Origin of the sequence: Streptomyces sp. NPDC008086 (genome assembly GCF_042957325.1) — a bacterium.
In the GTDB taxonomy this organism is placed as follows: Bacteria; Actinomycetota; Actinomycetes; order Streptomycetales; family Streptomycetaceae; genus Streptomyces.
In genome coordinates, this window is sequence record NZ_JBIBIA010000003.1 from 151,054 (window position 1) to 163,504 (window position 12,451).

Sequence of the window (12,451 nt, forward strand, 5' to 3'; positions counted from 1 at the left end):
GTTACACGGACCAGTCCGACCTCCACCGCGACGTCGGGCCGGCCTCACCCTCACGTCGAGCACCCCGCTCGCCGACGCCGAGCCCTTCTCCCTCCTCGAAGCGAGGCCCGCTGCGTAGGAGCCCGCGCCGGGGGAAGGCCGGCCGGGGTCCCGTGGGCACCGGGTCGCGGTCATCGGGTCGGGGGCCGCCACTCGAACAGCAGGAGCGTCGCGTCGTCGCGGAGGCGCCCAGGCTGGGCGTCCAGGATCGAGTGGATCAGCCGCCGCAGGGTCTCCGGCGCCAGTTCGCCCGCGGAGGTGGCGCGGATGATGTAGTCGGCGAAGTGCTCCAACCCGAACAGGCCGCCGTCCCGGGTGCGGGACTCGGTGACGCCGTCGGTGTACAGCAGCACCCGGTCGCCTGGTTGGAGGGCGACCTCGTGGGTCTGCCGCGAGGAGTCGGCCAACAGGGACGGCAGGCCCATCGGCGGATCGGGCTCCCGCTCCAGGGCGTCGACGAGCGGCCGCCGGTCGCGGATGAGCAGGGGCGCGGGGTGTCCGCAGTTGGTCCAGCGCAGCACTCCGCTCGCCAGGTCCAGCTGGGCGAGTACGCCGGTGCAGAACTGGTCGGGGAGCCAGCGTGAAAGTGCCTCGTCCACGCTCTCCACCACCTCCGGCAGGTCGGCCCCGGTGCGCCGCGCGTTGCGGCAGGCGGACAACGACACCGCGGTGGTCAGTCCCGAGGCGAGGTTGTGGCCCATGGCGTCGAGGACGGCGGCGTGCAGGGTGGTGTCGGTGAGGGCGTGGTCGAAGGCGTCACCGCCGAGATCGTACGCGGGTTCCAGCAGGGCCGTGGAGACGACGTGTGTCGTGCCGATCGTGCGGGGCGGCAGGAAGGCCCGCAGCATCTCGGCGGGCAGTTGCATCGGTTCGGTGCGGGTCCGGCGTACGAACGACTCCTGGTACGCACGCCTGGACGTGATCATCATGGCGAGCAGCGCGGCGAGCGTACGGCTGCGGCGCAGCGAGAGCGGTGTGAGCGTGGCCGAGTGCACCGCGAGCACGCCGAGCCGCTCGGCGCCGTCCAGCAGCGGGTGCCACGTCGTCAGGCCGCCGCCCTCGGACTCCTCCACGCGCAGGGACTGGGTGCGATAGGTCCAGCCGGCGAGCGAGTCGTCGATCGGCAGTGTGGAGGACACGTCGGTCAGCGGGACCAGCCGGCGCTGCTGCAGGTCGGCGAGGTAGATCACCGCCTGCTGAAGCCCGAGCGCCTCGCAGCAGCGGGCCACCACGGTGGTGATGTCCAGCGCCGAGTTCTCCGGATCGGCGAGGAACTCCTCCAGCACACCGTCACCGTGCTCCGACGTCACCACCTCGCCTCCTCTCACCGTGACCGTGCGACACGGTTCCCTCGCCTCGCTCAGCAGTCTCACACCGGGGCCGGTGGCCTGCCCGGCGGCCGGGGCGGGCGGGGGAACAGCGGGGCTCGACGGGGCTCGACGCCTGCGCCGTACGGATGACGGTGGTTCGGTTCTCCGGCCGTCGAGAATCTCGCTGGACATGACGGTCCGATGGCCCGGATGATCGCCACGGACTTCCCGAGGTCCTCCGTGGCCCTCCGTGGCCCTCTCGGTGTCCGCAACGAGGCCTGGACGAGAGCGGACGGTGCACGATGACCACCCCGGAACCTGACGGCGTCGTCGTCGACGACTGGATCCTCGACACGAATCTACGGGCGCTGTGCGAGTCGGTCGCTGCGTTCGTGGACTACGACTTCGACGACTCGGACTGGCAGGCCGTCGAAACGGCGTTGCCGACGACCGATGTCGAGCGGTCCGTCTGGTACGACTACCCGCTCATGGGCCGGGTGCCGCTGACCCTGTACGTCGCCGACGATCCGGGGTCGTCTGTCGTCTTCGTCCGGTTCGCCGGCCAGCCCGACAGCCGCACGGTGGCACGGATCGAGGCGGCGCTGCACATCTTCACGTTCTGGGAGGTACGGCGGGGGCCCGGCCACTTGCCGGGCAGCTAGGGGGTGTTTCGGAAGTCCCGTGCGGTGCCCGAGCCCGCCGGACGCCGTGGGTGCTGTGCGGGGCTTCCGGGACACCCCCTAGCTCGACCGGGCGGGCGGTCGCCTCCCGGCTCGGTCAAGCCGCTTGCCGGCTCGGATAATCCGTTGGCGCGTGCCGATCCCAAGCCCCAGGCTGTGCCTGTGTCAGAACCCAAGTACCAGGTGCGCGCCCGCCACACCGACTCCACGATCACCGTCTACCAGGCCTACGCCCCGGGGATCGGCCTGCCCGCGGCCGCCGAGGGCCGGTTCCCGGCGGCCTGGAAGCGTGACCGGATGACGTGGATCAAGCCGTCGTTCCTCTGGATGATGTACCGCTGCGGGTGGGCCACCAAGGAGGGCCAGGAGACCGTCCTCGCGGTCGAGATCGCCCGCGAGGGCTTCGAGTGGGCGTTGCGGCAGGCGTGCCTGTCCCACTACGAGCGCGGACTGCACTCCGACCAGGCCGAGTGGAAGCGCCGGATGCGGCAGGCCCCGGCCCGTGTCCAATGGGACCCCGAGCGCGACATGCGTCTGCGGCCCCTTCACCACCGCTCCCTGCAGCTCGGGCTCTCCGGCGAGGCCGCGCGCCGCTACGCGGACGAGTGGACGGTCTCCATCACCGACGTCACGCCCCTCGCGCACGAGATCCACCGGCATGTGCGGGCCGGGGAGCTGGACGCCGCCCAGCGGCTTCTCCCCCGGGAGTCCGCCTACCCCACGCCCGACGGGCTCTTGGACCACCTGCGCCCATGAGCCCCTCCCCCCGGGGACGCCATGACCTCGGAGGTAATCGACGCCTCTCCCCTCTCCCGGGCAGGATCGAGCACACCGCACCGACGCCGGACCCGACACCGAAGCGGTACGGAATGCCCCGGAATCCGCCCGCAGCCCCGAGGAGAGCGCCATGCCCGTCAAGTCCACCCCGTCCACGGCCGGTTCGGCTTCCGCGACGACGTCCGTCGCCGAGGTCACGCGGTCCGTCGTGCAGGAGTTCGTCGCCGCCCGACTGGCCGGTGACACCGGGCGGCTCGTCGCGCTCTTCGCCGACGAGGTCGACTGGCTGCTCGCGGAGAACCCCGGCGTCCCGTGGATCCGGCCACGTTCCACCGCCGCTGAATGCGCCGCCCAGTTCACGGAGTTGACGGAACACACCGTCCCCGAGGACGCGCGCGCCTGCGTGGACACCTTTGTCGTCGACGGCACCGACGCCGTGCTGATGGGGCACCTGTCCGGGACCGTACGGGCCACGGGCAAGGGCTTCGAGGGGCCGTTCGCGCTGCACCTCACCGTCGAGGACGGCCGGATCACCCGGCATCATCTGTACGAGAACAGCCTGTCGATCGCCCAGGCCTGCGCCCCGTGACGGCGCGCGGCTCAGGGTGACGTGCCGTCGTTCATCGCTCGCAGGTCCGCCCGCAGGGTGACGAGCCAGTTCTCGACGTCCGCGAGGGCGGGCGGCAGCGGCGGGGCCGGGGCGTCCGGGGAGGTGGCGGACGGGTACGGGATGGGCGGTGGCGGCACCCGGGTGCCGCCGGCCGGGAAGTCCGCCGCGCGGGTGGCTGCGGTGGCCGTCGACTCGGCCGCCTCGCGGGCCCAGCCGACCAGGGCGTCGGGCACCTGGCGGTCGGGGTCGCGCGCCGCGAGGCGGGGCAGCCAGTTGGCGCCGACCAGGGTGTGGATCGCGAAGTTGAGGGCGGCCGGCCAGTCGGGGGCGTGCTCGTGACGGGTCGCCGGTTCGCTGCGGTACTGGGCGTACGCCGCCTCGGCGAGCCGCAACCGGTGCCGTGTCTCCCAACGGGTCCGCTCGCCGTCCTCGGGGCCCTCCGGGTGCGCCGATGAAGCCTGCGGGGCGCAGGCGGGCAGCGTGGCCGCCACCGTGGCCGGGATGAGAGGCGCGGCCTCCTGGAGCAGGGCGGTCATGCCGCGCCGGACCTCGGTGGCCGCTCCGGCCGGCCAGGCCAGGACGCCGCAGAGCAGGCCGATGCAGGAGCCGGTGAGGACGTCCACGACCCGGACCTCGCCGATCCGCCAGGTGACCGGCGCGAGCTGGGCGAAGGCGGTGGAGACGACGAGTGTGAACAGCCCTTGGGCCCAGGCGATGCCGGCGATCGGTCCCACGGTGAAGGCCAGCAGCATGAGGGGGGCCAGGAGCGCGGCGTAGACGTCGGTCGTCTCGCCCGCCCAGAGGATCAGGGCTCCCGCTGCCAGTGCTCCCGCCAACGTGCCGATCACCGCGAGGCGCACCGCGGACAGGGTGGCCCCGGCCGTGGTACGTCCGAGTGTCAGCACGGCGAGCAGCACCCAGAAGCCGTGGGAGAGGTCCAGCGAGCCGGCGACGAGGCGTGCGACGCCCAGTCCGAGGGCCGTGCGGACGGCGTTCTGGAACACGACCGAGCGCAGCGTCAGGTTCCCGGTGAGCCGCCGCAGCCACAGGACGACGGCCGGCGGCTCGGCGTACCAGAGCTGTTCGCTCGGCAGGCCGCGGACGGCGCGTCTGCCGCCGATCGCGATGGACAGGGCCGCCCGCGCGGTCACGGCCGAGGCCGCCTCGGCGAGGACGGCCGACTGGCGGCGCAGGGTGCGGGACGACGGTGGATCGCGGGCGAGCGTGGCGCGAGTGCGAGTGGTGAGGAACTGCTCGACCATCTCCTCCAGTGCCTCGGGGCCCGCGACGGGGCGCCGGCCGCGCAGGTTCTCCGCCATGGTGAGGCACTCCGCCGCGATCGCGGCCAGCAGTGGCGCCGACACGGGATCCACGGGGGACTTCGTGGGCGCGGCCTCGGATGCGCTCGCGGAGTGTTCTGCTGCGCGGGCCAGCTGGTCGAGGAGGCGTCGGGTGGCGCCGCCCGTGTGTGCCAGGGCGCGGTCGGTGCGGCCCGCTCCGGCGGGGCGTACGGCGGGCGGCAGCCGCGACAGTCGCAGGGACTGGCCGGCGGCCCGCAGTTCGCGGGCGCGACCGGGGTCGGCCGGGTGGCCGTGCACCGCGGCGCGCGCCGCGCGGGCCGCCACCTCCAGGGCCGAGGCGAGCCGCTCGCGGTAGGAGACGTCCTCGGGCGCGGGCAGCACCAGCAGTTCGCAGAGCATCAGGAGCGTGCCCCCGACGAGCAGGCCGGCCAGCCGTTCGTGGAGGGTGTCGGGCGCGTACGGCGGGAAGCAGGCCAGGATGTAGAACAGCTGGAGTCCGGGGGCGGCGCCGGCCGGGGCCGGGCCGCAGGCCGCGCCGAAGGACATCACGAAGCCCACCAGGACCATCCCGGCGACCGCGGGCGCGGTGGCCACGGCGAGGGCGGTGCCGAGCGCGGTCAGGGCCATGGCGACCGGAAGGGCGCGCAGGACGACGCGTGCGCGGTCCCGGCCCGAGCCGGGCAGCGGGGAGAGGATGCCGAGCGAGATCGGGGTGAAGAGGGCGTACAACGCCACGGCGGGCTCGTCCAGGACGTACACGGCCGGGTAGAAGCCGACGCCGGCCGCCACGGTGATCCGTACCGCACGGCGCGCGGCCTGCACATGGTCCGGTGACGAGGGCCGGTGCGGCATGGTGCTCCTCTCCCGCGGCCCCGCCCCGGGGAGCATCCCACGGCCGTCCTTCCATTGTCCGCAGCCGCAGGGCGGTGGCAGCTCCGCAGGCCTGCGGCAGCTCCGCGAGCCATGGCGGCGTCGTGCGTGGCCTGGCCGTACGGTGACAGGGAGCGCTGCCCGGCTCCTCTGGCGCACCCGCGTCCCTTCGCACCCGTCCGCCGCCCGGGGAGGTGGCCCCGCTGCACACCCCGCTCTCCGTCGTCTTCGCGCTCTGCGCGGCCCTCAGCAACGCCGTCGCGACGGTGCTCCAGCGCAAGGCGGCGCTCACCGTGCCGCGCTCGGAGGGACTGCGGGCCGGGCTGATGCTCGACCTGCTGCGCCGGCCCGTCTGGCTGGCCGGCATCCTCGCGGTGATCGCCGCCGCCGTCTGCCAGGCGCTGGCGCTCGCCAACGGGCCGCTGACGATCGTGCAGCCGCTGTTCGTGCTGGAGCTGCCGCTCACCCTCGTCGTCGCCTCGCTGCTGATGAACCGGCGGCTGCCGGGCAAGGGCTGGCTGGCCGTGGCGGTGGTGGTGGCGGGGCTGGCGGTCGCGCTCTTCGCCGCCTCCCCCACCGGTAACCGCACCCATGTGGCGCTGGACCGCTGGGTCCCCGCGCTCGCCGTGTGCATGGGGCTCGTCGTAGCCCTCGCCGTGGCCGCCCTGCGGCGACCGGAGGGACGCGCCCGGGCGGCGTGTCTGGGTGCCGCGACGGCGATCAGTTACGCGGTGACCGCGGCGCTGATGAAGGCCGCCACGCACATCCTGGAGGAGCAGGGAGTCGCGGGCTTCTTCTCCGCGTGGCAGACGTACGCGTTCGCCGCGACCGGGGTGTGCGCGCTGTTCCTGCTGGAGAACGCGATGCAGGCCGGCCCGCTGGTCGCCTCGCAGCCCGCGCTCACCCTGGGCGACGCGCTGGTGAGCCTCGCCCTCGGCATCAGCCTGTACGAGGAGGAGATCCGCTCGGGGTGGTGGCTGCTGCCCCAGCTGTTCGGTGTCGCGCTGATCGCCGCCGGGTTGCTGGCCCTGGCGCGGATCCCGCTGACCCGGTCGCTGGTGGCGCCGGAGGAGGAGCCCCGGACCGGGTAGCGGATCCCGAAGTGGCGTGACGCGACGTCCCTAGCCCACCCGGGTCCTCTGCACCGCCCGGACACCGTTGCGGCGGTGCGTCCCGTGGCCGCTGCCCGTTCGATGGGCCATGTTGCTGACCGTCGAGCCGATCGGCACCGGGCGGATGCGAAGGAGGCCCCGCGGTGGGTGAGCTGTACATCGACGGCGAGTGGACGCAGGCGGCGGCGGGTGGGCGGCGGGAGGTGGTCAACCCGTACGACGCTTCGGTGGTCACCGGCGTCGACGAGGCCGACGCCGCCGACGTGGACCGCGCGGTGCGCGCCGCCCGGCGTGCGTTCGTCGAGGAGGACTGGGCGAACGCCCCTTCCCGTCGCCGTGCCGACCTTCTGCTGCGCGTCCGGGACCTGCTGCTGCGGGACAAGGAGGACATCGCCCGCACCGAGACCCTCGACACCGGCAAGACGCTGACCGAGGCGCGTATCGACGTGGAGGACGTGGCGAACGCCTTCCGCTACTTCGCCGAGCTCGCGGGCAAGGACGGCGGCCGGGTCGTGGACGTCGGGCCGGACGTGCTCAGCCGGGTCGTCTACCAGCCGGTCGGCGTCTGCGCGCTCATCGCGCCCTGGAACTACCCGCTGCTGCAGGCCTCCTGGAAGGTCGCCCCGGCGCTCGCGGCCGGCAACACCTTCGTCCTCAAGCCGAGCGAGACCACCCCGCTCACCACGATCGCCATGATCCGGCTGATCGAGGAGGCCGGCGCGCCGCCCGGCGTCGCCAACCTGGTGCTGGGCTCCGGGGCGACCGTCGGCGCGGCCCTGACCGCTCACCCCGACGTCGACCTGGTGTCGTTCACCGGCGGTCTGAACACCGGTCGCGCCATCATGGCCAGCGCCGCGGAGGGGCCGCGGAACATCGCCCTGGAACTCGGCGGGAAGAACCCCAACATCGTGTTCGCGGACGCCGACTTCGAGGCCGCCGTGGACTACGCGCTGGACGCCGCGTTCCTGCATTCGGGGCAGGTCTGCTCGGCCGGTTCGCGGCTGCTCGTCGAGGACTCGCTGCACGACCGGTTCGTCGAGGCGTACGCCGACCGCGCCCGGGCGATCCGGCTCGGCAACGGTCTGGAGGAGGGCACGGAGAGCGGTCCGCTCAGCTCCGCCGAGCACCGCGAGAAGGTCGAGCGGTACATCGCCATCGGCCGGGAGGAGGGCGCCCGGCTCGTCACCGGCGGCGCCCGGCCCGACGACCCGGCGCTCAGCCGTGGCTTCTTCCTGCTGCCGACGATCTTCGCCGACTGCGACCGGTCCATGCGCATCGTCCAGGAGGAGGTCTTCGGGCCGGTGGTCACCGTCGAGCGTTTCCGCTCCGAGGACGAGGCGGTGGAGCTGGCCAACGACACCCGTTACGGCCTGGCGGGCGGCGTGTGGACGTCCGACGCGGGCCGTGCCCAGCGGGTCGCCCAGCGGCTGCGGCACGGCACCGTGTGGATCAACGACTTCCACCCCTACGTCCCGCAGGCCGAGTGGGGCGGCTTCGGCCGCTCCGGCGTCGGGCGCGAGCTCGGCCCGACGGGGCTGCGGGAGTACCAGGAGGCCAAGCACATCTACCAGAACCTCTCCCCCGCCCCCTCCGGCTGGTTCAAGGGCTGACCGGACAACCCCGCCGTCCGCCGCGGCGGCGCGGACGAACCCGTGGCGCACCGGCCACCGAAGAAAGGCACCGCATGGCCACCACTCCCGCGCACGGCGCAGAGTCCGCCTACGACTACGTCGTCGTCGGCGGCGGCACCGCCGGCTGTGTGCTCGCCGCCCGGCTGAGCGAGGACCCCGACTGCCGCGTCTGTGTCGTCGAGGGCGGCCCCAGCGATGTCGGCGACGAACGCATCCTGCGTCTGCGCAACTGGATCAACCTGCTGGGCTCGGAGTTCGACTACGGCTACACCACCGTCGAGCAGCCGCGCGGCAACTCCCACATCCTGCACTCACGCGCGCGCGTGCTGGGCGGCTGCTCCTCGCACAACACGCTGATCAGCTTTCTGCCGCTGCCGCAGGACCTCGACGACTGGGTGGGCCGGGGCTGCTCCGGCTGGGACCCGGCGACGATCCTGCCCTACCGCGACCGGCTGCTCACCGACATCGTCCCGGTCGCCGAGGCGGACCGTAACCCCATCGCCAAGGACTTCGTCACCGCGGCCGCCCGCGCGCTCGACGTGCCCGTCGTCGACGACTTCAACGCCGAACCCTTCGCCGACGGCGCCGGCTTCTTCTCGCTGGCCTACCAGCCGGAGGGCAATCTGCGGTCCTCCGCGTCGGTCGCCTACCTCCACCCCGTCCTGGACCGGCCCAACCTGACGCTGCTGCTGGAGACCTGGGCGCACCGGTTGCTCACGGACGAGGCGGGGCGGCTCACCCGGGTCGCCGTCCGCGACGCCGACGGCCGGCCGGCCACCGTGCGGGCCGAGCGGGAACTCCTGCTGTGCGCGGGGGCCGTGGACACCCCGCGTCTGCTGCTGCTCTCCGGCATCGGTCCGGCCGACGAGCTGCGCGCCCTGGACATCGACGTACGCGCCGACCTGCCCGGCGTGGGCGAGAACCTGCTGGACCACCCCGAGTCCGTGATCGTCTGGGAGACCGCGGGTCCGCTGCCGCCCAACTCCGCGATGGACTCGGACGCCGGCCTGTTCCTGCGCCGCGACAAGGGCCAGCCGCGCCCGGACCTGATGTTCCACTTCTACCAGGTGCCGTTCACCGTCAACACCGAACGGCTGGGCTACCCCGTGCCGCGGTACGGCGTGTGTATGACGCCGAACGTGCCGCGGGCCCGCTCCACCGGCCGGATGTGGCTGCGCAGCGCCGACCCGGACGAGCAACCCGCCCTGGACTTCCGGTACTTCACCGATCCCGAGGGCCACGACGAGCGCACGATCGTGGACGGTCTGCGCGTGGCCCGCGATGTCGCCGCGACCGACCCGTTGCGCGACTGGCTGGTCCGGGAGGTCGCGCCCGGCCCGGACGTCGTCTCCGACGCCGACCTGTCGGAGTACGGGCGTCGCGCCGCGCACACGGTCTACCATCCGGCGGGCACGTGCCGTATGGGCGCCCCGGACGACCGTTGGGCCGTCTGCGACCCGGAGCTGAGACTGCGCGGCTTCGAGGGCGTACGCATCGTGGACGCGTCGGTGTTCCCGACGATGCCCACCATCAACCCGATGGTGACGGTCCTGCTCGCCGCGGAACGCGCCGCCGACCTGATCACCGGCCGTCCCGGACCGACGGCACGCGGGGCCGGGCAGTGACGGGCCCGGAGCGGCCGCCCGCCGCGTCGTCCGACGCCCCCGGTGGCGAGCCCGGCTCGGAGTTCCGCAAGGACATGGGGCCGTGGGCGAACTTCGCCCTCGGTTTCACCTACCTCTCCCCGGTGGTGAGCACCTACACGCTCTTCGGGACCGCGCTCGCCGAGGGCGGACCTCCGATGATCTGGGCGTTCGTGCTCGCGGGCTGCGGCCAGTTCCTGGTCGCGCTCATCTTCGGCGAGGTCGTCGCGCAGTACCCCATCGCCGGTGGCGTCTACCCGTGGGCCCGGCGGCTGTGGGGCAAACGCTGGGCGTGGATGACCGGTTGGGTGTACATGTGGGCGCTGCTGGTGACCATCACCTCCGTCGCGTACGGCGCCGGCCCCTACATCGCCATCCTCTTCGGCTTCAAGACCTCCGTGCACAACACCGTGCTGTGCACGGCGGTGCTCATCGTCGTCGCCGTCCTCATCAACTACATGGGCACCAAGGCGCTGTCGGCGGCGGCCGTGATCGGCTTCGTCGGCGAACTCATCGGCGCCCTGGTCGTCGGCATCTACCTGCTGTCCACCCACCGCCACCACGGCCTCGGCGTCATCTTCGACACCTACGGCACCGAGGGTGACGGCTCCTACCTGCCGGTGTTCCTCGCCGCGGCCATCATCGGCTTCTACCAGTACTACGGTTTCGAGGCCTGCGGCGACACCGCCGAGGAGGTCGCCCACCCGGGCCGTGTCATCCCGAGGGCGATGCGCCGCACCATCTACATCGGCGGCGCGGCGGCCACGTTCACCTGTATGTCGCTGCTGCTGTCGGTCACGGACTACGGCGCGGTCATCTCGGGCGAGCAGGCCGACCCGGTGGTGGACGTGCTCTACGACGCCATGGGCGAGACCGGGGCCCGGCTGGTGATGGCGGTGGTGCTGATCTCCTTCCTGTCCTGCACGATCAGCCTCCAGGCGGCGGCGGGGCGGCTCATCTACTCGTACGCCCGGGACGAGATGATCGTCGGGCACCAGTTGCTGCGGAGGTTCGCGCACGCCCGCGCGGTCCCCGGCTACGCGCTGCTGGTGGCCGCCGCGGTGCCGCTGCTCATCGCGTTCGCCTCACTGTTCTCCGAGGACGCCCTGACCAACATCGTGTCGTTCGCGATCCTCGGCATCTACGCCTCGTTCCAGATGGTGGTCCTGGCGGCGCTGCGGGCCCGGCTCAAGGGCTGGCGTCCGGCAGGGGAGTTCACGCTGGGCCGCTGGGGGCTCGCGGTGAACATCGGGGCGCTGGCCTACGGCATCTTCGCGATCGTCAACATCTGCTGGGCCCGCACCCCGGAGAAGCCGTGGTGGGAGAACTGGATCGTCCTGCTGTGCGGCGCGGTGGTGCTGGGCACGGGCCTGCTCTACATGTTCACCACGCACCACTACGGCCGTGGCAACGCGCCGTCGGGCGACGCCGTGCCGGAGAGCTGAGAGTCACGCCCCTTGCTCAGGGCCGGCCCCCGTCCAGCGCCCGCAGGGCGTCGTCGGCCGCCGCGCGCGGGGTCGTTGACGGCGGTGCGCAGTACCACGGTGGCGGCCGGTGCCCCGGCGGCTCCAGCGCGTACGCGGCCGAGGGCCCGGCGACGGCATCGCCGAGCCATCGTGTCGCGGGCCCGGTGACGCGTTCCTCGCTGCGCCGGCCGAGCCCGCGCAGCAGTGAGGCGGCGACGTCGGCGTCCCGTTCCGTCTCCAGCGCCCCGACCAGGGCGTCCCGCGTCCGCGTGGCCTCGACGTCGGACAACCGGGCGGCCACCGCGATCCGCACCTCGGCGGACGCATCCCGCAGCCCCGTGACCAGCGCGTCGCGGAGGCGCTCGGTCCATTCCCCGGGCAGCAGTTGGAGCGCCCGTACGCGAGCGTCGTCCGCGCCCTGCTCGGCCGTACGCACCACCTCGGCGCTGACGGCCGGGTCGCGCCGGAGGCGGTACAGCAGGGCGCGGGCGCGTCCCCACACGGCTGGGTCCGGGTCGCGCAGCAGGGCCACCAGCGCGGGAGCGTGCCCCGGCACGCCCAGGGCACCCAGGCCGTCGAGGGCGTTGATCCGCAGGTGCCGGTCAGGGTCGCGGAGCAGGCGTGCGTAGGCGTCCACGGCCGCGGGGCCGTCGAGCCCGAGCCGGATCGCGGCGCGCGAGGCCCGGCTCCGTACCCAGGGATCGTCGTCGCCCATGAGGGCGGGCAGCACCGTACGGCCCGCCTCGGCGACCCCGAGTCGGCCGAGTCCCGCGGCCACGGCTCCCCGCACCTCGGGCGCACGGTCGCCGGCCGCTGCGACGAGCATCCACGCGTGCTCGTCCCGGCCGACCCCGCCGAGGCCTTTCGTCGCGGCCGCCCGCCGCCAGGCGTCGCCGTCCTTCAACTCCCGCAGGAAGAAGGCGATCTGCTGTTCCGATCCCATGCACACCCCGATGAGTTGGACCGGCGAGTCGGCCGGAGGTTGTACGGCCGACGGCGAACGGGGCCCAGC

10 protein-coding genes are annotated in these 12,451 nt (G+C 73.3%); 7 read left to right on the forward strand and 3 right to left on the reverse strand.

The genetic code is table 11. The features are described 5' to 3' along the window. Nucleotides 1-170: 170 nt before the first annotated feature. Nucleotides 171-1,352 carry a SpoIIE family protein phosphatase gene (locus ACFZBP_RS10920; protein ID WP_391411889.1) on the reverse strand — a complete coding sequence of 394 codons (1,182 nt, stop codon included), beginning with the start codon at nucleotides 1,350-1,352 and terminating at the stop codon, nucleotides 171-173. Between the two features lie 299 nt (nucleotides 1,353-1,651). On the opposite strand from ACFZBP_RS10920, the gene ACFZBP_RS10925 reads away from it, so the two are divergent. From ACFZBP_RS10925 to ACFZBP_RS10935, 3 genes are all read left to right on the forward strand, one after another. Next, nucleotides 1,652-2,011, forward strand: a complete 360-nt coding sequence (locus ACFZBP_RS10925) for a hypothetical protein (protein ID WP_383443848.1) — start codon at nucleotides 1,652-1,654, stop codon at nucleotides 2,009-2,011. 180 nt (nucleotides 2,012-2,191) lie between these two features. Further along, nucleotides 2,192-2,785, forward strand: a complete 594-nt coding sequence (locus ACFZBP_RS10930) for a DUF4291 family protein (RefSeq protein ID WP_391411892.1) — start codon at nucleotides 2,192-2,194, stop codon at nucleotides 2,783-2,785. A gap of 151 nt (nucleotides 2,786-2,936) precedes the next feature. Continuing rightward, the gene (locus ACFZBP_RS10935; RefSeq protein WP_383443842.1) at nucleotides 2,937-3,395 is read left to right on the forward strand and encodes a nuclear transport factor 2 family protein; all 459 of its coding nucleotides are present in this window, start codon (nucleotides 2,937-2,939) and stop codon (nucleotides 3,393-3,395) included. Between the two features lie 11 nt (nucleotides 3,396-3,406). Here ACFZBP_RS10935 and ACFZBP_RS10940 read toward each other — a convergent pair whose 3' ends face one another. After that, on the reverse strand, nucleotides 3,407-5,569 hold the full coding sequence (locus ACFZBP_RS10940; protein WP_391411894.1) for an FUSC family protein: 2,163 nt from the start codon (nucleotides 5,567-5,569) through the stop codon (nucleotides 3,407-3,409). Nucleotides 5,570-5,781: 212 nt separating this feature from the next. Between ACFZBP_RS10940 and ACFZBP_RS10945 the strand changes: the two genes are divergently transcribed. The 4 genes from ACFZBP_RS10945 to ACFZBP_RS10960 all read left to right on the forward strand — a co-directional run bounded on the left by ACFZBP_RS10945 (nucleotide 5,782) and on the right by ACFZBP_RS10960 (nucleotide 11,418). Continuing rightward, a complete protein-coding gene (locus tag ACFZBP_RS10945) occupies nucleotides 5,782-6,678 on the forward strand; it encodes a DMT family transporter (protein WP_391411896.1) in 897 nt (298 codons plus the stop codon). 164 nt (nucleotides 6,679-6,842) lie between these two features. Further along, the gene (locus tag ACFZBP_RS10950; protein ID WP_391411897.1) at nucleotides 6,843-8,309 is read left to right on the forward strand and encodes an aldehyde dehydrogenase family protein; all 1,467 of its coding nucleotides are present in this window, start codon (nucleotides 6,843-6,845) and stop codon (nucleotides 8,307-8,309) included. Nucleotides 8,310-8,383: 74 nt separating this feature from the next. Next, a complete protein-coding gene (locus ACFZBP_RS10955) occupies nucleotides 8,384-9,955 on the forward strand; it encodes a GMC oxidoreductase (protein WP_391411900.1) in 1,572 nt (523 codons plus the stop codon). Further along, entirely contained in the window at nucleotides 9,952-11,418 is a 1,467-nt protein-coding gene (locus ACFZBP_RS10960; RefSeq protein ID WP_391411902.1) for an amino acid permease, read from the forward strand. Before ACFZBP_RS10955 ends, ACFZBP_RS10960 begins: the two co-directional genes overlap by 4 nt. A gap of 16 nt (nucleotides 11,419-11,434) precedes the next feature. On the opposite strand, the gene ACFZBP_RS10965 is transcribed toward ACFZBP_RS10960, so the two are convergent. Beyond that, nucleotides 11,435-12,382 (reverse strand): HEAT repeat domain-containing protein, encoded by a 948-nt coding sequence (locus ACFZBP_RS10965; protein WP_391411904.1) that lies wholly within the window; start codon nucleotides 12,380-12,382, stop codon nucleotides 11,435-11,437. Between the last annotated feature and the right edge of the window lie 69 nt (nucleotides 12,383-12,451).

Coding starts and splice junctions, on each gene's coding strand:
- ACFZBP_RS10940 (WP_391411894.1), bottom strand. CDS start 5,569: ATGCCGCACCGGCCCTCGTCACCGGACCATGTGCAGGCCGCGCGCCGT.
- ACFZBP_RS10925 (WP_383443848.1), top strand. CDS start 1,652: ATGACCACCCCGGAACCTGACGGCGTCGTCGTCGACGACTGGATCCTC.
- ACFZBP_RS10935 (WP_383443842.1), top strand. CDS start 2,937: ATGCCCGTCAAGTCCACCCCGTCCACGGCCGGTTCGGCTTCCGCGACG.
- ACFZBP_RS10965 (WP_391411904.1), bottom strand. CDS start 12,382: ATGGGATCGGAACAGCAGATCGCCTTCTTCCTGCGGGAGTTGAAGGAC.
- ACFZBP_RS10955 (WP_391411900.1), top strand. CDS start 8,384: ATGGCCACCACTCCCGCGCACGGCGCAGAGTCCGCCTACGACTACGTC.